This window comes from Gordonia sp. BP-119 (genome assembly GCF_016924115.1).
GTDB classification, from domain to species: Bacteria; Actinomycetota; Actinomycetes; order Mycobacteriales; family Mycobacteriaceae; genus Gordonia; species Gordonia hongkongensis.
Window position 1 is genome coordinate 1 of record NZ_JAFFZF010000015.1, and the last position, 17,247, is coordinate 17,247.

Annotated in this window: 12 protein-coding genes; 1 reads left to right on the plus strand and 11 read right to left on the minus strand. The window is 67.9% G+C overall.

Annotation, left to right across the window (positions count from 1 at the left end; genetic code table 11):
• Nucleotides 1-660: 660 nt before the first annotated feature.
• Complete coding sequence (locus JW364_RS10830; RefSeq protein WP_205333549.1) at nt 661-1,920, plus strand: HNH endonuclease signature motif containing protein; 1,260 nt, start codon at nt 661-663, stop codon at nt 1,918-1,920.
• A gap of 798 nt (nt 1,921-2,718) precedes the next feature.
• Here the strand turns inward: JW364_RS10830 and JW364_RS10835 are convergent.
• The 11 genes from JW364_RS10835 to JW364_RS10885 all read right to left on the minus strand — a co-directional run bounded on the left by JW364_RS10835 (nt 2,719) and on the right by JW364_RS10885 (nt 17,221).
• Complete coding sequence (locus JW364_RS10835; RefSeq protein ID WP_083229517.1) at nt 2,719-3,462, minus strand: sulfite exporter TauE/SafE family protein; 744 nt, start codon at nt 3,460-3,462, stop codon at nt 2,719-2,721.
• Nucleotides 3,449-5,023 carry a bifunctional phosphoribosylaminoimidazolecarboxamide formyltransferase/IMP cyclohydrolase gene (purH, locus tag JW364_RS10840; RefSeq protein WP_068972638.1) on the minus strand — a complete coding sequence of 525 codons (1,575 nt, stop codon included), beginning with the start codon at nt 5,021-5,023 and terminating at the stop codon, nt 3,449-3,451. The genes JW364_RS10835 and purH overlap by 14 nt, the downstream gene beginning before the upstream one ends.
• Nucleotides 5,020-5,643 carry a phosphoribosylglycinamide formyltransferase gene (gene purN / locus JW364_RS10845; protein ID WP_205333550.1) on the minus strand — a complete coding sequence of 208 codons (624 nt, stop codon included), beginning with the start codon at nt 5,641-5,643 and terminating at the stop codon, nt 5,020-5,022. Before purN ends, purH begins: the two co-directional genes overlap by 4 nt.
• Before the next feature lie 77 nt (nt 5,644-5,720).
• A complete protein-coding gene (locus tag JW364_RS10850) occupies nt 5,721-7,337 on the minus strand; it encodes a DUF6350 family protein (protein WP_205333551.1) in 1,617 nt (538 codons plus the stop codon).
• A gap of 143 nt (nt 7,338-7,480) precedes the next feature.
• Nucleotides 7,481-8,680 (minus strand): DUF5336 domain-containing protein, encoded by a 1,200-nt coding sequence (locus JW364_RS10855; RefSeq protein ID WP_205333552.1) that lies wholly within the window; start codon nt 8,678-8,680, stop codon nt 7,481-7,483.
• A 170-nt stretch (nt 8,681-8,850) separates the two neighbouring features.
• Complete coding sequence (locus tag JW364_RS10860; protein ID WP_374100816.1) at nt 8,851-10,803, minus strand: acetoacetate--CoA ligase; 1,953 nt, start codon at nt 10,801-10,803, stop codon at nt 8,851-8,853.
• A gap of 38 nt (nt 10,804-10,841) precedes the next feature.
• Nucleotides 10,842-12,485 (minus strand): AMP-binding protein, encoded by a 1,644-nt coding sequence (locus JW364_RS10865; protein ID WP_078113395.1) that lies wholly within the window; start codon nt 12,483-12,485, stop codon nt 10,842-10,844.
• A 55-nt stretch (nt 12,486-12,540) separates the two neighbouring features.
• Nucleotides 12,541-13,455 carry a CoA ester lyase gene (locus JW364_RS10870; RefSeq protein WP_058251675.1) on the minus strand — a complete coding sequence of 305 codons (915 nt, stop codon included), beginning with the start codon at nt 13,453-13,455 and terminating at the stop codon, nt 12,541-12,543.
• A 5-nt stretch (nt 13,456-13,460) separates the two neighbouring features.
• Nucleotides 13,461-13,955: a MaoC family dehydratase gene (locus JW364_RS10875; RefSeq protein WP_065631769.1), complete on the minus strand. Its 495-nt coding sequence runs from the start codon at nt 13,953-13,955 to the stop codon at nt 13,461-13,463.
• Nucleotides 13,952-15,097, minus strand: coding sequence for an acyl-CoA dehydrogenase family protein (locus JW364_RS10880; protein WP_058251531.1), 1,146 nt, complete (start codon nt 15,095-15,097; stop codon nt 13,952-13,954). The genes JW364_RS10875 and JW364_RS10880 overlap by 4 nt, the downstream gene beginning before the upstream one ends.
• Nucleotides 15,098-15,214: 117 nt before the next feature.
• On the minus strand, nt 15,215-17,221 hold the full coding sequence (locus tag JW364_RS10885) for a biotin carboxylase N-terminal domain-containing protein (RefSeq protein WP_205333554.1): 2,007 nt from the start codon (nt 17,219-17,221) through the stop codon (nt 15,215-15,217).
• Nucleotides 17,222-17,247: the final 26 nt, after the last annotated feature.

The window sequence follows — 17,247 nt, forward strand, 5'->3', positions numbered from 1 at the left end:
TGACCTCACCGGGGCGGGTGGACAGGACAGTGAAGAGTCACGGCCTACCAGCCAGACAGGGTCCTAATCAGGTCACACCCGCCCCGGTCCTCACAGGTCACTTGGTGCAGGTGATCGACCGGAGTTCTGGGCCGACACATCTCGCCCATGACAGCACCGTCAGCCACGAAGTAAGTCAGACCCAAACCCGGTCAACCACCCACACCCATTCTCACTGCCACGAAGGGCCCTGATGAGGCACCTTGCGAGCCCTTCGTGGCTCGCTTCGCTCGCACCTCAGCAAGCAGAAGTCTGAACGCTCACGAGTGCTTTTCGTAGTCCACAACGGCCGCCAGGCCGTACTTACTGAGGTGCAAGAAACGAACCCTCCCCCGCTCCCCGAGACGGGAGAAGCGCAAGCACCGACCCCCTCCGTCCCCCGAGGCGCGACGAGCGCAAGCGACGAGCCTCGAAGGGGTCTACACCCCAGGCCGAACTCAAAACCGCTCGCAATCAGGCCGATCGAACGTGAACCGAATTGCGGGACGAGTGTGACTGGAGTACACCTTTGTCAACAATCCACGCCCACTCAACGCGAATCGACGCACAGACGACGAAATATGCTGCACAGTCGATGAATTCGTGGTTCTCGGCCTGTGGAATTTTCTCGAAATCGAACGAATGTTCCGGTACCTTGGAGTCATGCCAGAGCTCGCCACCCTCCTCGATCAGCTCATCGAAACCACCCCACCCGCCGACGACCCAACCGGCAGAGCAACATTCGACGCCCTCGAGACACTGCGCCTGATCCGCAACACCGTCGACCACCAGATCGTCACCCACACAGCGCAACTCGACGACCTCTGTGTCGCCCAGAAAGCGGGCAGCACCACCAAGAAACTGCTGATCGAGTCAGGCCATGCCCCGGTCGCCGCTCTTCGCACCATGCGCAGTGTCGACGCCCTGCCCAACCTGCCCGCTTTGGCGCGTCACGCGGCCGACGGGCGGCTGTCCAGCGAGATCGTCGACGCCATCGTCCGAGGCATGCACCAGATCGACAAGCGTTGTGGTGAGGCGCTTTCCGACGACAAGCGCTCACGGTATGAGCTCGAACTCATCGCCCAAGCACTGTCCGGTGCGACGCCGACGCAAGTACTCAAGCATGCCCGAGCCATCGTCAACACTCTGGCGGACACCTCCGACACCAGCGTACCGGCCGCCGACGACCCATCGCTGAACGCGGTCAACGCGCACACCACCGACGACGGCCGCGTCGAAATCCGGGCCGACCTCACCCAGATCGTCGGCGAGAAGTTCCAGGCCATGATCGACGAACGATCGCGTCCACGGCCCGAACCCGACGGCACCGAGGACCGGCGCACCGCCGAGCAACGCCGCGCCGACGCCTTCGAACTGATCCTCGATCAAGCAGCGATCGGCGCCACCCTCGACACCGTCGGAAGCCCACGCACGCAACTGATGCTGACGATCCCCGCGACCGGAGACCTGGCGACGCTGCCGTGGACCGGATCGGTCAGCCATGCCACCGCGAAACAGGTCTCCTGCGACGGATCCCTGACCGAGATCATCCTCGATGGTGAGGGCGTACCGCTGCAGATGGGTCACACCCGTCGGTTGTATCCGGCACACCTCCGCAAGGCAATCATCGTCCGCGACGCCTGCTGCATCAAATGTGGTGCACCACCGTCACATACCCAGGTCCACCACATCAAGTCGTGGGCCGACGGCGGACCCACCGACCTCGACAACGGCTGTTTGCTGTGTCAGCGCTGCCATACGCAGGTCCACCACCACGGCTGGGACATCGTGATGGGTTTCGACCGCCATCCCTGGCTTGTCCCACCCGCCAGTATTGACCCGCAACGCCGACCACTACCCGCCTACAACCGACGCACCATGCGACTCGACGACGCCGCCTGACCGCTGCCGCCACAGACCACCAGACTTTCGCGTAGCACCTTCCGCACCCGGGCCACACCTGGGACCGCATCAGTCCCTTGACAACTCCACAGTGACACTCCAGTCGGCTCCGTTCCCGGTCGGATCGTGGACCGGGAACGGGGCCGTACTGTGACACCCTCGCCGCTACTCCGCCCTTGCACCTGGACCACATGCGGGCTGACGGCCGCCGTGAACTGCCAAATGGGCTGCCGCCCCGTCAGTGGGCCGCGATACTTCCGACTGCGGCAAATCGATGTCCGGTAGCGCACCCTGTTGGGCAGCTTCACCTGCAGGCCGAAGTTCCTCTTAGACAACTGCGCCCAATGGAAAGACCGGCATCGCTGTATGCCCGTGCCCCCGACATTGAAGCGCTCCTTCGGCCGAACGTGCGCTACTGACAACATACGCAACCGATCCGCGGAAGCGTGGCTGCCCCACCCCCGGCCGCAAGGCTCAACCGAGGAGCGCAGTCGACCTCGACCGGCGGGACTGTCTCGCATACCTGCCCCGACTTGTGACCGACAGACTGCAACTCGACTCCCAGACCTCGATCGAAGTCTGCCGGTCGAGTTGAAGTTTGCCGGTCGCCGGACCCTTCGTGGCTCGTCGCTACGCTCCTCGCACCTCAGGGAGCAGGGGCTGACGCGCCCTCCGCAAGCTCCGGACGCTCCTCAGGGAGCAGGGGCTGCCGCGCCCTCCGCAAGCTCCGGACGCTCCTCAGGGAGCAGGGGCTGCCGCGGGCACACCGACGACAACCGCCTGCTCATCACGCCGACGTCAGCTGACCGCGAGCCACGCCGCGAGTCCGAGCCCGCACACCCCGACCACGATCCGGAGCGGCCCGGGCGGCAGCCGTTTCACGACAGGCGGGCCGCACCACCCGCCGGCAAGACAGCCGACGGCCATGGCGAGCGCCGCCCACCAGTCGACGGGACCCCAGATCATGAAACCGATGGCAGCGATCGTGTTGGCGATGCCGAGGAACAACGACTTGGACAACGCTGCGCGCCACAATGGTTCGCTGGTCACCACGAGCATCAGCGCGAGGATCATGATGCCGGCGCCCGCCCCGAAGTACCCGCCGTACACCGAGATCAGCGTCAGGCCCAGGATGAACACCCAGGGACGCTCGACGTGCGAGGTGGCCCACCGTCGCAGAACCGGTTGCGCCAACAGGGCGATCGCGGCGATCGCCACCAGGAACGGCACAACGGCTTCGAACGCCTCGGCCGGCGTCGACAGCAACAGCACCGCCCCGACCGTGCCGCCGATGAGCGAGGCGATCGCGCCGATGATCAGCCGCCTGCGGTCACCGTCGAGGAGGGAGCGTCCCGACTGTGCGGTACTGCCCACCCCGACGGCGACCAGCGCGACCGTGTTCGTGACATTGGCCGCGATCGGACTGAGTCCGACCGCGAGCAGTGCGGGATAGCTGACGATCGAGGCCAGCCCGGTGATGTAGCCGATCAGGCCGGCGCCGAAACCGGCGACGACCAGTAGAGCGAGCTCAGTGAGCGAAATGACGCGCCCCGGTGAGGTAGAGCGTCACGCCCGCCTCGTCGGCCGCCTCGATCACCTCGTTGTCGCGAATCGAACCGCCCGGCTGCGCAACGGCTTTCACCCCGGCCGACAGCAGTACCTGCAGTCCGTCCGGGAAGGGGAAGAACGCGTCCGACGCCCCGACGCTCCCCGCCGCCCGGTCACCGGCGCGTTGCACGGCCAGGTGCGCGGAGTCGACGCGATTGACCTGGCCCATACCGACGCCGACCGACGCACCGTCGGACGCCAGCAGGATGGCGTTGGACTTCACCGAACGGCACGCACGCCAGGCGAACCCGAGGTCGGCAAGGGTCTGGTTGTCGGCCGGCGGACCCGCCACGAGGTTCCAGTTGGCCGGATTGTCGCCGTCGGCGTCGAGGACGTCGCGCTGCTGCATCAGCAGTCCGCCCGACACCGGCTTCGTCTCGATCCCGGTCGCCGCCGGCGGGGTGGCCACCAGGACGCGGATGTTCTTCTTACGGGTCAGTACCGAGAGCGCACCGTCGGCGAAGCCGGGCGCGACGATGACCTCGGTGAAGATCTCGGCGACCTGCTCGGCCATCGCCACGGTGATCTCACGATTGGCGGCTATGACACCGCCGTAGGCGCTGACCGGATCGCACGCGTGCGCCTTGCGATGCGCCTCCGCGATGTCGGCGCCGATGGCGATGCCACACGGGTTGGCGTGCTTGATGATCGCGACCGCCGGGGCATCGAAGTCGTAGGCGGCGCGCCACGCGGCATCGGCGTCGGTGTAGTTGTTGTAGCTCATCTCCTTGCCGTGGAGTTGCTCGGCGGTCGCAACCCCGCCGGCCCCGGCGTTACCGACGTACAGTGCGGCGGGCTGGTGGGGGTTCTCGCCGTAACGCAGCACCGCGGAGCGGGTCCAGGTCGCACCGGCCCACGCCGGGAACTGCGACTCGTCTTCGGGCGCAACCACACTGGACATCCACGACGCGACCGCGACGTCGTAGTCAGCGGTGTGCCGGAAAGCCTTGGCCGCGAGCTTCTTCCGGTCGACGAGCGAGAACCCGTCGGCCGCGAGGGCCTCGGTCACCAGCGAGTAGTCATCGGGATCGACCACGACGGCGACCGACGGGTGGTTCTTCGCGGCCCCACGCACCATCGACGGGCCGCCGATGTCGATTTGCTCGATGCACTCGTCCGGAGTCGCACCGGACGCCACCGTCTCGGTGAACGGATAGAGATTGACGACGACGAGATCGAATGCGGCGACGCCCAGTTCGTCGAGCTGAGCCACATGATCGGACTTGCGGGTGTCGGCGAGGATGCCCGCGTGCACCTTGGGGTGCAGGGTCTTGACGCGGCCGTCGAGGCACTCGGGGAAGCCCGTCAGCGTGGACACCTCCACGACCGGCACGCCCGCGCCGGCGATGGTCTTTGCGGTGGACCCGGTGGACACGATCTCCACTCCAGCCGCGTGTAGTGCCGTCGCGAGGTCGGCGAGACCGCTCTTGTCGTAGACACTCACCAGCGCGCGCCGAATCGGTCGACGAGAGCTGTCAGAGCTGGGTGCGTTCACGGGATGCGGGCCTTTCGTCCATCGATGACTACTCCTCTGGTGACCAGTGCGGTCACCACGTCGGCGAGCAACACGCGCTCGACCGTCTTGATTCGCTCGTGCAGGCTGTCGGCGGTGTCGTCGTCGACGACGCTGACCACCTGTTGCGCCAGAATCGGGCCGGTGTCCACGCCCTCGTCGACAAGATGGACCGTCGCGCCGGTGACCTTGACGCCGTAGTCGAGCGCCTCGGCGACCCCGTGGGCGCCCGGAAACGCTGGTAGCAGCGCTGGATGACTGTTGACGACGCGACCGCCGAACCGGCCGAGAAAAGCCGGGCCGAGGATCTTCATGAAACCGGCGGTCACCACCCACTCCGGCTCGATCGCGGCGACCTCGTCGGTCAGCGCACGATCCCACGTCGCACGGTCGGCGTGGTCGGCGACACGGCAGGTGATGAGCGGGATGTCGTGGCGCTGCGCGACCTCTTGCGCCCGGCACGAGCGGTCGACCACGATCGCCGCGACACGGAACGGGGCATCCTCGTCACCGGCGCGCGCGATCAGCGATTCCAGCAGCGAACCGGTGCCCGACGCCATCACCACCAGCGGGGTGCGACCAGGTGCCGTCGGGGATGTCACGTCGTCGAGACTAATCGCCGCACGTTGGGCTGCCCGCGCCGGGTGGCGCCGCCGGGGCACGCCCGGGAAGCGCGCTGTCAGCGTTGCCGTGAGGCCCCGTGCGAACCGGGATGGAGGTCGTGATCCACGTCGACGGCGAGATCCGCCACGTCGAGATCGTCGTCGTACACGCGGTTCTTCGCCGGCGCGCGCCCGGATGCGGTGTCGAGATCAGAGTCGTCCGGGTCCGACCCGGCGACGTACTCCGCGTCGTCGTCCGCGAGGTCAGCGTCCCCGAAAACACCGTCGTCGAACTCGCCGTCGTCGTACTCCGCATCCTCGTACTCGCCGTCCTCGAATTCGTCGTCCTCGACCTCGGAGTACTCGGCGTACTCGTCGTCCTCGTCCAGATCGGTGACGATGACGTATTCGTCCTCGTAACCGAGGTCGAGTGGATCCTCGAAGTACTCATCGCCGACAGCGAGACGTGCCGCTCGGGTCGACGGCAGGAAGGCGTAGACGAGCACGATGAGCAGGCCGACGACCGCGATCCAACCCAGCGTGAAGACCCCGGCCGCCGACACCGTCACGACGACCTCGCCGAACTCCCCCAGCGTTCCACCCGCCGTGACGGTGAGAACGGCGACCACCGAGGCCGCGACCGCCGCGGCGACACCCACCGAACGCACGTGGGCCATGGGATCGAGGTCGCGGCATCGCCAGCCGACGAACGCGGCGACCCCGGCCGGCACGAGCAGTCCGACGAATCCCCATGCCCCGGCACCCGGCCCGTCGGGAAGGACCGCGAGAACCGGGACGGGCGGGACGGCGTCACCGCGGACCGTGAACAGGTCGACGGTCGTCGCACCGATCTGGACGTCGGAACCCACGAGCACCGCCATCGCGGCGACCATCACGTTCGGGAGGTAGAGCATCGACAGCAGGGTGAGTCCCAGGAACCCGTCGAAGTCGTAACCGGACTCGATCAGTTCACCGATCTGCCCGTGCCTCATCAGCATGCGCAGGCACACGAGCACGGCTCCGGCCACCAGTAGCAGCAGGGCCGCCACCAGCCCGTACCGGAAACCGCGACGATCGGCGTGGGTCACGCCCCCGCGGACGGCGAAGTCGCGTCGTCGGCTCCACACGACACCGGCGATAGCCGCACCGCCGTGGACGCCGAGGGTGTAGAGGAACGCCAGCAGCGCGTTGGGCGTCTGCACCGGCAGGACCGACCCGCCATCCATGACGACCGCCAGGGACATCGCGGTGATGAGAACGGGACCGATCACCGCCGAGAACACGACGGCGCCGAGGTCGAACAGGTCGTGCCGATCGCGTTCGTTCGAGTTCGTGCCACCGGCCACAGCCCGGGCCGTCAGCCAGGCAGTGCCGGCAGCGACCGCGAGCGTCGGCAGCAGCGGCAGTACGCCTATGGTGACCCCGCTGATCGTGACCGGCACCTGGTGGATGGCCAGCCAGCCCGAGGCGATCGCACTCGGCAGTCCGGTCAGGCCGCTGCCGGCCAGCAGCAGCACCGAGAGCATCACGACGATGAGCGTCACCAGCGCGATCGCAGGAACGGTGAACGCGACAACCGCGAGCTGCCGGGCCGAGCCCTCGGCCGCCGTGCGCTGCGCACGACGGGATCGCCGCAGGTTACGCAGCTGCGACGCCAGATTGTCCGTGGTCGGTTCCGACTTGAGGGAGGGCATCGTCATGAGCCTGACACGGTCCCGGCCGACGCCGTCGTAGACGCGCCGAGCGGGCCGTGAAAGGGAGTCAGCTCACCGCTGGAACGTCCGCACGACGACAGTGCCCCGTCGACCGATGGTCGACGGGGCACTGTGGGGTTCTGTCAGTTGCCGCTGCCGGTGGGCGGTTCCGGCTTCTGGAAGACCGTGGTCGAGTGGTCTCCGGCCGGGGTGTCGGTGCCCGAGGGGCCAGCGGATCCACCGGGCGCGGCCGGGGATGCGCCCGAGGCGCCGGCCGCGTACTGGCCGGGTCGGTAGTCCCCGTAGCCCGACTCGCCGTGACCGGAGGCCGATGCCGACGATTCGCTCGCACCGCCGGAGTAACCGCTCTGACCGGCGGTCGACGCGCCCGACGACTGCGAGTAGGCCGACGGGTCGTAGTTCGCCGACGACTGCTGGCCGTATTGAGCCTGCGCGCTGCCGGTGCCGTAGGCGGTGGTCTGCGCGTCGCCGTAGCCACCGGTCTGCTGGTGAGCGCCGGTGTCGGACTGCGCGGCCGACGAGCCGGGGGCCACCGCTGCGGTTGCCGAGCCCACCGCGGGCGCCACCTTGATGACGCCGGCGTCGACGAGCAACCACACGACTGCGAGGACCGCGGACAGGAGGGTGAAGATCAGCAGCACGATCGCCCCGGCACCGTTGTCGTCGATGTTGAGGAACTGGAACAGCGTGATCAGGAACGAGGTGATCGCCAGCGACGCCACGATCGGCGCCGCAGGCACCTTGATGCCCGGGATCAGCGAGATGAGCGCCAGGATTCCGGCAACGCTGATCAGCGTGTACGGCGCGTTGTACTGGGTCTGGAACAGCTTGAGCGCGAAGTCATAGGTCTCGGCGGCGGACAGGAACCCGCTGAAGAGGACGATGAGGCCGAAGGCGCCGATCGCGGCGGCGAGGAGAACCGGGGTGATGGCCGGCAGTCCCTGACTCGGCGCCTTGGTCGGCTGCGGGGAGTATCCGTACTGACCGTAGCCCTGCTGGCCCTGCTGGTCCTGGCCGTATCCGGGTTGGCCGTACCCCTGCTGGCCGTATCCCTGCTGGCCATATCCCGGCGCGGGGCTCTGGCCGTAACCCGGCTGCCCCTGGCCGTAGGACTGTCCGCTCTGACCGTACTGCTGACCCCCGTACTGCTGACCCCCGTACTGCTGGGCCTGACCGTACTGGTCCGAGCCGGGCGCGGGGCTCGCCTGCGGACCCGTGTTGTGCGCGCCGGACTGGGGATATCCGGATTGATTGCCGTACTGGCCGTAGGACTGGCCGGACTCGGGCTGCTGCTGCCCGTAGCCGCCGGGTGGGTAGGTCATGACGATCTCCTGGTCGGGTCGGTCGGTCAGGATCAGCGGGTCGCGTCGAGGTGACGGCGTCCGGCCGTCGCCCCCCACGAGCGCAGAACTATCGACCACGCTAGTACACATACCCGCCGGGTCCGATGACCCTTGCACATCGGGGTCGCCCCGCCGGGCCAGAATCCCGCTCACCAGCGATGCGAGCGCCCTTGCTCGGCGTACCAGTTGATCAGCGCGTAGTCGTCGACCGCCTTGGGGTCGATGTTGACCTCGGAACGGCCCGCCAGAATCGCGGTGACCGGAACCTCGAGCTTCTTTCCGGTCCGGGTGTGCGGAATCCCGGGGGCCTCGATGACCTCGTCGGGCACATGGCGTTTGGAGAGGCGGTCGCGGACCGCGCCCGCGATCCGGCCGATCAGCGCGTCGTCGAGCGTCGCGCCGGGGACCAGGGTGACGAACAGCGGCATCCAATAGGCGCCGTCCGGTCCGTCGACACCGAGCACGAAGGCCTCGGCGATCTCGTCGAGCGCTTCGACGACCTCGTAGATGTCGGCCGATCCCATCCGGATCCCGTGGCGGTTCAACGTTGCGTCACTGCGGCCGTGGATCACGAGCGACCCGCGTTCGGTCACGGTCACCCAGTCGCCGTGCCGCCAGACCGGCTTGTCCGGATTCGACGCACCGCCCTCCCATTCGTGGGCGAAATAGGCCGCGCGGTAGCGCGCACCGTCGGGATCGTCCCAGAAGCTCACGGGCATCGACGGCATCGGCGCGGTGACGACGAGTTCACCCACCTCCCCCACCAGCGGGCGTGCGTCGGGCGACCAACTCTCCAGTGCCACACCGAGGTAGCGCACCGACAGCTCCCCCGGGACGACCGGTACACCGGTGGAGCCGCCGGCGAATGCGGACACGATGTCGGTGCCGCCGCTGATCGACGAGATGGGCAACCCGGACCCGACGTGGTCGTCGACCCAGGTGAAAAGATCTGCGGCGAGCGATGATCCGGTACTCCCGAGAGTGCGCAACCGACCGAGGTCGTGCCGGCGACCCGGTTCCAGACCCGCCTTCCGCGAGGCCTGCAGCTGACCGGGACTCGTGCCGAAGTAGGTGACGTGCTCGTCGTCGACGACCTGCCACAGGCGGTCGGCGTCCGGGTACAGGGGCGAACCGCTGTAACAGACGATCCGCGAACCGCAGAGAAGTCCGGCGACCTGATAGTTCCACATCATCCAGCTGAGGGCCGTCTGCCAGAAGAACACGTCGTCTGCCGACAGATCGCCGTGCAGCGCACCGGCTTTCAGGTGCTCCAGCAGGACTCCCCCGTGTCCGTGCACGATGCCCTTGGGGCGTCCGGTGGTGCCGGAACTGAACAGCACCCAGAGCGGATGGTCGAAGGGCACCTTGACGGGGTGGAAGTCGCCGGGGTCGCTGGTGACGGCGTCGGCATAGTCGAGGGCCGACGAGGACTCCTCGGTCGCGCCGATCGTGATGTGCGCGACCAGGTCCGGCAGTAGCCCGGCGAGCTCGGCGCTGTCGGCGCGCTTGTCGACGACCTTGCCGTTGTAGCGATATCCGGCGGCGGTGAACAGGACCTTGGGTGCGAGTTGGCCGAGTCGGCCGGCTGCCCCCTGCGGGGCATAGTCCTGTCCACATCCGGACCAGATCGCGCCCAGGGATGCGGTGGCCAGGAAGGCGATGACGGCCTCCGGGATGTCGGGGAGGTAGGCGGCCACCACGTCCCCCGACCCCACTCCGCGCGCACGCAGGGTCGCGGCCAGGCCCGCGACCTGCGCCGGCAGTTCCGCCCACGCGATCTCGGAACGGTCACCGGCCTCGTCGATGCCCACGATCGCGGCACCGGGCAGGGCGACGTGCCGGAGGATCTGATCGACGTAGTTCAACCGCATCCCGGGGAACCAGACCGCACCGGGCATCCGGTCGTCGGCGAGCACCGCCTCGTCCCCGGGCCCGAGCGGTTCCGCGGCGAGGGCGTCGAGGTCGAAGAATTCCCAGACGGCACGCCAGAACCGGGCCGGATGTTCCACCGACCACGACCACAGATCGTCGTAATCGCCTGTGTCGGTCTCGAACCGCCCGGTCTCGAAACGCTCGGCGACGAAGCGGCCGAACCGGTCCATCTGGGTGCTCGTGACCCGCTCCGCAGTCCTCGACGTGCTCATCGCAACTGCTCGAGGATCGAGACCGCCTCGTCGCGCATCGCCACCTTGCGGACCTTCCCGGTGACGGTCATCGGGAACTCCTCGACCACATGGACGTACCGCGGGATCTTGTGTCGCGCGATCTTGCCGGTCGCGAACTCGCGCAGGTCGTCGGCGGTGAATTCTGTTGCGGTGTCGCGCAACCGGACCCAGGCCATCAGCTCCTCGCCGTATTTCACGTCGGGCACCCCGATCACCTGGGCGTCGAGGATGTCGGGATGGGTGTAGAGGAACTCCTCGATCTCGCGCGGGTAGATGTTCTCCCCGCCGCGGATCACCATGTCCTTGATGCGCCCGGTGATCCGGACATAACCGTTCTCGTCCATGTCGGCGAGGTCGCCGGTGTGCATCCAGCCGTCGGCGTCGATGGCCTCGGCCGTCTTCTCCGGGTCGTTCCAGTATCCGGTCATCACCGAGTAACCGCGCGTACACAATTCGCCCGTCTCGCCGCGCGCCGAGGTCTCCCCGGTTCCGGGATCGACGACCTTGATCTCCAGGTGCGGGCCGACCCGCCCGACGGTGGTCACACGCAACTCGAGGGGATCGTCGACCCGCGTCTGCGTCGACACCGGCGACGTCTCGGTCATGCCGTAACAGATCGACACCTCGCGCATGTGCATGCGGTCGACGACCTGCCGCATGACGTACTCGGGGCACGGCGACCCCGCCATGATGCCGGTGCGCAGGCTCGACAGGTCGATGTCGAGCCCGTCGTCGAGCAGGCCGAGTTCGGCGATGAACATGGTGGGCACGCCGTAGAGGCTGGTGCAGCGGTACTCCGCGACCGCCTCGAGGGTGGCCCGCGGGTCGAAGGCCGGCGCCGGAATCACCATCGCCGCACCGTGACTCGTCGCCGCAAGGTTACCCATCACCATGCCGAAGCAGTGGTAGAAGGGCACGGGTAGGCAGATCCGGTCGTCGGCGGTGTAGTTCAGCAGTTCGCCGACGAGGTACCCGTTGTTCCCGATGTTCCGGTGCGACAGCGTCGCACCCTTCGGGAAACCCGTTGTACCCGAGGTGTACTGGATGTTGATCGGGTCGTCGGGTGAGAGCGACGCAGCGATCTCGTCGACGCGTGTGAGCTCGTCGGCGCTCGGCTCGACACACAGCGCATCCCAGCCGGGGGATTCGAACAGGACCACTTCGCGCAGCTCCGGGCACTGTGGCCGGGCCTGTTCGAGCATCGTCGAATAGGCCGAGTCCTTGAAGCTCTCGGCGGCCAGGACGACGCTCGTCCCGGACTGCTGCAGCGCGTACTCGATCTCGTTCTGCCGGTACGCGGGATTGAGATTGACCAGCACGGCGCCGATCTCGGCCGCGGCGTACTGGGTCAACACCCATTCGAACCGGTTCGGCGACCACAGCCCGACGCGGTCGCCGACCGACACGCCGAGTCGGAGCAGTCCGGCCGCGAGCGCGCGTACGTCACGGTGGAACTCGGTGTATCGCCATTCCCGCCGTGCGGCGGCGTCGATCAACGCGGTTCGCTCGCCGTGGTCCGCGACGGTTCGGGCCAGGGTGGCTCCGATGGTCTCGGTGAGCAGTGCCGGTGTCTCCTCACCGCGCGTGTGTGCAGGCTTCGGGTGAGCCTCGGTGCTCATGTTCTTGCTCCGGTCTGTTCTCGGGGGGTGGATGCCCGGATGGTCGGGGGCTTCGTCAGTTCTCGGGGGCGGGATCGGTACGCGTACCGCTCACACGGGACAGGACGACCTCCGCCTGGCGCAGGACCGGCCCGTCGATCATCTGACCGTCGAGGCTGAACACCCCGCCCGCGTGTTCGGCCGCACCGTCGAGGACCTTGCGCGCCCACTCGACCGCCTCGTCCGACGGGCGGTAACCGTTCCGGATGTGATCGACCTGGGACGGATGGATGCATGCGGTCGCGGTGTATCCCAGGGCCACCGCGTCGCGGACCTCGGCGACGAGTCCGTCGACGTCGGAGATGTCGAGGTGCACCGAGTCGACGGCGAACTTCCCGTACGCGGCGGCCGCGATGCGGACCATCGACCGGACCCAACTCGCGACGTCCCGGTACTCACCCGGCCGGGCTTCACCCGGACCGAACCGGCTCGACGTGCCGCCGAGGCCCGCGACGAGATCCTCTGCCCCCCACATCAGTCCGATGCAGTTGGAGGTGGCGGCGATGTCGCGGGCGCGGGTCGCGCCGAGCGGCGTCTCGATCAGTGCGATCGTCTGGAACGCGGTGTCCAGGATCGAGGACACGTCCTCGGCCTTGGCCTGCATGACCACCCGGTAGTTCGTCTCCGAGACGGCGGCGAGATCGCGCCGGTAGTCGCCGGTACCGGCCGGGTTGATCCGCACGATGGTGCGGTCCGGATCGACCGGATTGGCGACGAGAGCCTCCCGGGCTGCGGCGCGGTTCGTCGGCGACACCGCGTCCTCGAGGTCGAGGATGACGACGTCGGCCCGGTCGAGGGCCTTCTGGTATCGCTCGGGACGGTCCGCCGGGCAGAACAACATCGCCGGCCCGGGCGGCAGCCACGCGTTGGTGAGCTGCCCCGACAGTCCGGAACCCGCGACCGGGCCGCCGGGTGGGTCCTCGAAGAACATCGTCGTCACTCCGTCCGTTGCCTGCGCACCAGCGTTGCTCGTGCGGCGCGGGCGACGACCTCGCCGTGCTGGTTGCGTCCGATGTGGGTCAAGTTCACCACGCCCTCACCCGGACGCGACCGCGATTCGCGTTTACCGGTGCACTCGGTCTCCGCGTACAGGGTGTCGCCGGCGAACAACGGCGCCGGGAAGGCGACCTCGCTGAAGCCCAGGTTCGCCACCAGGGTGCCCTGGGTGAGTTGGGAGACCGACAATCCCACGATCGTCGACAGGGTGAACATGGAGTTGATCAGCCGTTGCCCGCCGAAACCCGGCTGCTCGGCCGACCAGGCGGCGTCGAGGTGGAGCGCCTGCGTGTTCATGGTCAGCGTCGTGAACAGCACGTTGTCGGCCTCGGTGACAGTGCGTCCGGGCCGATGTTCGTAGATGGTGCCCTCCTCGAACTCCTCGAACCACAACCCGCGCTGTACGATTCGACGCCCGCCGGTGGTGTCGCTCATGCGAACCCCAGCTCGCGCGCGATCAGCATGAGCTGCACCTCGGTCGTGCCCTCACCGATCTCGAGGATCTTCGAATCGCGGTAGTGCCGGGCGACGGGATATTCGTTCATGAAGCCGTACCCGCCGTGGATCTGCGTGGCCATCCGGGCGTTGTCCATCGCCGCCTCACTGGCGATCATCTTGGCGATCGACGCCTCCTTCTTGAAGGGCTTGCCCGCCAACATCTTCGCCGCCGCGTCGTAGTAGGCGGTCCGTGCGACGTGGGCGCGCGCCTCCATCCGGGCGATCGCGAAGGACACCGACTGGTACTCACCGATCGCCTTGCCGAAGGATTGTCGCTCCTTGGCGTACTTCACGCTCTCGTCGACGCACCCCTGGGCGACGCCGGTGGCGAGGGCTGCGATGGCGATCCGCCCCTCGTCGAGGATGGACAGGAAGTTGGCGTATCCGCGGCCGCGGACACCGAGCAGGTTCTCCTTGGGAACGCGTACGTCGGTGAAGGTCAGCGGATGGGTGTCCGAGGCATTCCACCCGACCTTGTTGTACGCCGGCTCGGCGGTGAAACCCGGCGTGCCGGACGGCACGATGATGGTGGAGATCTCCTTCTTGCCGTTCTCCTTCACCCCGGTCACCGCGGTCACCGTCACCAGTGAGGTGATGTCGGTCCCCGAGTTGGTGATGAACTGCTTGCCGCCGTTGATGATCCACGAGTCACCGTCGTCCCGGGCCGTGGTCGCGGTGGCTCCGGCATCCGAGCCCGCCCCGGGTTCGGTCAACCCGAAGCCGGCGAGCGCCGTGCCTGCCGTGAGTTCGGGGAGGTACTGCTCTTTCTGCTCCTCGCTGCCGAATCGGTAGATCGGCATGGCGCCCAGACTCACCCCGGCCTCGAGGGTGATGGCGACGGACTGGTCGACCTTGCCGAGTTCCTCCAGCGCGAGCGACAGGGCGAAGTAGTCGCCGCCCATGCCGCCGTACTTCTCGTCGAAGGGAAGCCCGAACAGTCCCATCTTGCCCATCTGGGCGACGACGTCGTACGGAAAGCTGTGCTCGGCATCGTGTTTCGCGGCCACCGGCGCCACCACGGTCTGCGCGAAGTCGCGGACCGTCGCGATGAGGTCGGTGTACTCCTGGGTGAGTTCCATGTGAGTGTTCTCCTGGGAAGGTTGTCGACGGGTGGTTCAGGGCCCTTCGTGGCTCGTCGCTTTCGCTCCTCGCACCTCAGGGATCAGTAAAGGCTCGTCGCTTTCGCTCCTCGCACCTCAGAGATCAAGGGGATCGCCGGCGGTGACGACGGCGAGGATCTGTCCCGCGTCGACCTTGTCCCCCACCTTCACGGAGATGTCGACGGTGCCGTCCACCGGCGCGGTGAGTGCATGTTCCATCTTCATCGCCTCGACGACGACGATCGACTGGCCGGCGGAGACGTCGGCCCCGATCTCGGTGGCGACGGCGACCACGGTGCCCGGCATCGGGCTGGTGATCTCGCCGGCGTGCTCGTCGGCGGCCTCGTCGAGCAGGGGCTTCGCGAGTTCGAGGACCCAGGTGCCCGACGGCCCTCCCACCCACCAGCTCTCCCCGACGCGAACACTCGACCACGACTGCGTCACCCCGTCGACGACCAGGCGGTCCGAGCCGCGACCGTCGCCGGGCTGCGCCGGCTGGTAGACCACGTGCCCGGTCCACGGCGCCTCGGCGTCGTCGTCGAAGGTGACGGTGGCGGTTCCCGAGACGGACCATTCGTCGGCGGCATCGACCTGGATGGCCACCGTCGAATGTCGTCCGCCGGCGACGAGGCGGGTGCGGACCGGAGCGGATCGACCGACCCGCCATCCGACCGCCGAGGACCAGATGTCGTCTGCATCGCGAGCGCCGATCCGCGCCAGACCCACGAGCACCTGTGCCTCGGGAATGGGCTCCGGCGCAGCGTAATCGGTGACGAGGCGGTCCAACAGTTCGGTGTCGAGGTCGGCGTCCACGACCGCCTGCTGACGCAGGACGAAGCGGCAGAAGTCGATGTTGGTGACCACGCCCAGCACGCGTGTGTGGGCCAGTGCCTGATCGAGACGTTCGAGCGCCTCCTCCCGGTCGGCACCGTAGGCGATGATCTTCGCGAGCATCGGGTCGTAGTCACTGCCGACGCGCAATCCGTCGAGCATGGCCGAGTCGACGCGGATGCCGCCGCCGGCCGAGGTGTCGGGATGGACGAGATGCTCGATCGTGCCGCCGGTCGGCAGGAAACCGCGGGCCGGGTCCTCTGCGTACACGCGTGCCTCGATCGCGTGGCCGCTGAGGGTGATCGTGTCCTGCGTCAGACCCAGGACTTCTCCGCGGGCGACGCGGATCTGTTGTTCCACGAGGTCGACGCCGGTGACAAGTTCGGTCACCGGGTGCTCGACCTGCAGGCGGGTGTTCATCTCCATGAAGAAGAACTCGTCGGGCCGGTGCGCCGACACGATGAACTCGACCGTGCCCGCGCCGGTGTAGCCGACACTGCGCGCGGCGTCGCACGCGGCCTCACCGATGCGAGCACGGGTCGCGGCGTCGAGCAGCGCCGAGGGCGCCTCCTCGATCACCTTCTGGTGCCGCCGCTGCAACGAGCACTCGCGCTCGCCGAGGTGGATGACGTTCCCGTGCTGATCGGCGAGGACCTGCACCTCGATGTGGCGCGGGGTGTCGACGAAATGCTCGAGGAACAGCGCGTCGTCGCCGAACGCGGCGGCGGCCTCACGGCGGGCCCGCTCCAGCGCGTCCGGCAGCTCCGACGCCTCGGCCACGCGGTGCATCCCCTTGCCACCGCCACCCGCACTGGGCTTGATGAGAACCGGGAACCCGATGTCGGGTGCCGCGGCGATGAGGTCGTCGTCGGTCAGGCCGGGGCGCGACAGACCCGGCACCACCGGCACGTCGCGAGCGGTGACGGCGGCCCGGGCCGTGATCTTGTCTCCCATCGTCGCGATCGCCTCCGCGGGCGGCCCGATGAAGACGATGCCCGCCTCCGCCAGAGCGGCCGCGAACTTCTGGTTCTCCGAGAGGAATCCGTAGCCCGGGTGGACGGCGTCGGCACCGGTCTTGCGTGCCGCGTCGACCACTTTTGCGATGTCGAGGTAGCTCTGGGTGGCGGCGGCCGGGCCGATGTGCACGGCGACGTCGGCCTCCCGGACGTGGCGCGCTTGCGCGTCGGCGTCGGAATAGACGGCGATACTGCGGATTCCCATGTGGCGCAGGGTGTCGATCACCCGGCAGGCGATCTCACCACGGTTGGCCACCAGGACACTGCGGATGGGTCTGGCGC

Bases quoted from the DNA above. Each gene is read 5' to 3' on its own strand.
- JW364_RS10880 (WP_058251531.1), bottom strand. From the start codon at position 15,097: ATGGAACTCACCCAGGAGTACACCGACCTCATCGCGACGGTCCGCGAC.
- JW364_RS10850 (WP_205333551.1), bottom strand. From the start codon at position 7,337: ATGCCCTCCCTCAAGTCGGAACCGACCACGGACAATCTGGCGTCGCAG.
- JW364_RS10870 (WP_058251675.1), bottom strand. From the start codon at position 13,455: ATGTTCTTCGAGGACCCACCCGGCGGCCCGGTCGCGGGTTCCGGACTG.
- JW364_RS10830 (WP_205333549.1), top strand. From the start codon at position 661: ATGTTCCGGTACCTTGGAGTCATGCCAGAGCTCGCCACCCTCCTCGAT.
- JW364_RS10865 (WP_078113395.1), bottom strand. From the start codon at position 12,485: ATGAGCACCGAGGCTCACCCGAAGCCTGCACACACGCGCGGTGAGGAG.
- JW364_RS10860 (WP_374100816.1), bottom strand. From the start codon at position 10,803: ATGGACCGGTTCGGCCGCTTCGTCGCCGAGCGTTTCGAGACCGGGCGG.
- JW364_RS10855 (WP_205333552.1), bottom strand. From the start codon at position 8,680: ATGACCTACCCACCCGGCGGCTACGGGCAGCAGCAGCCCGAGTCCGGC.
- JW364_RS10875 (WP_065631769.1), bottom strand. From the start codon at position 13,955: ATGAGCGACACCACCGGCGGGCGTCGAATCGTACAGCGCGGGTTGTGG.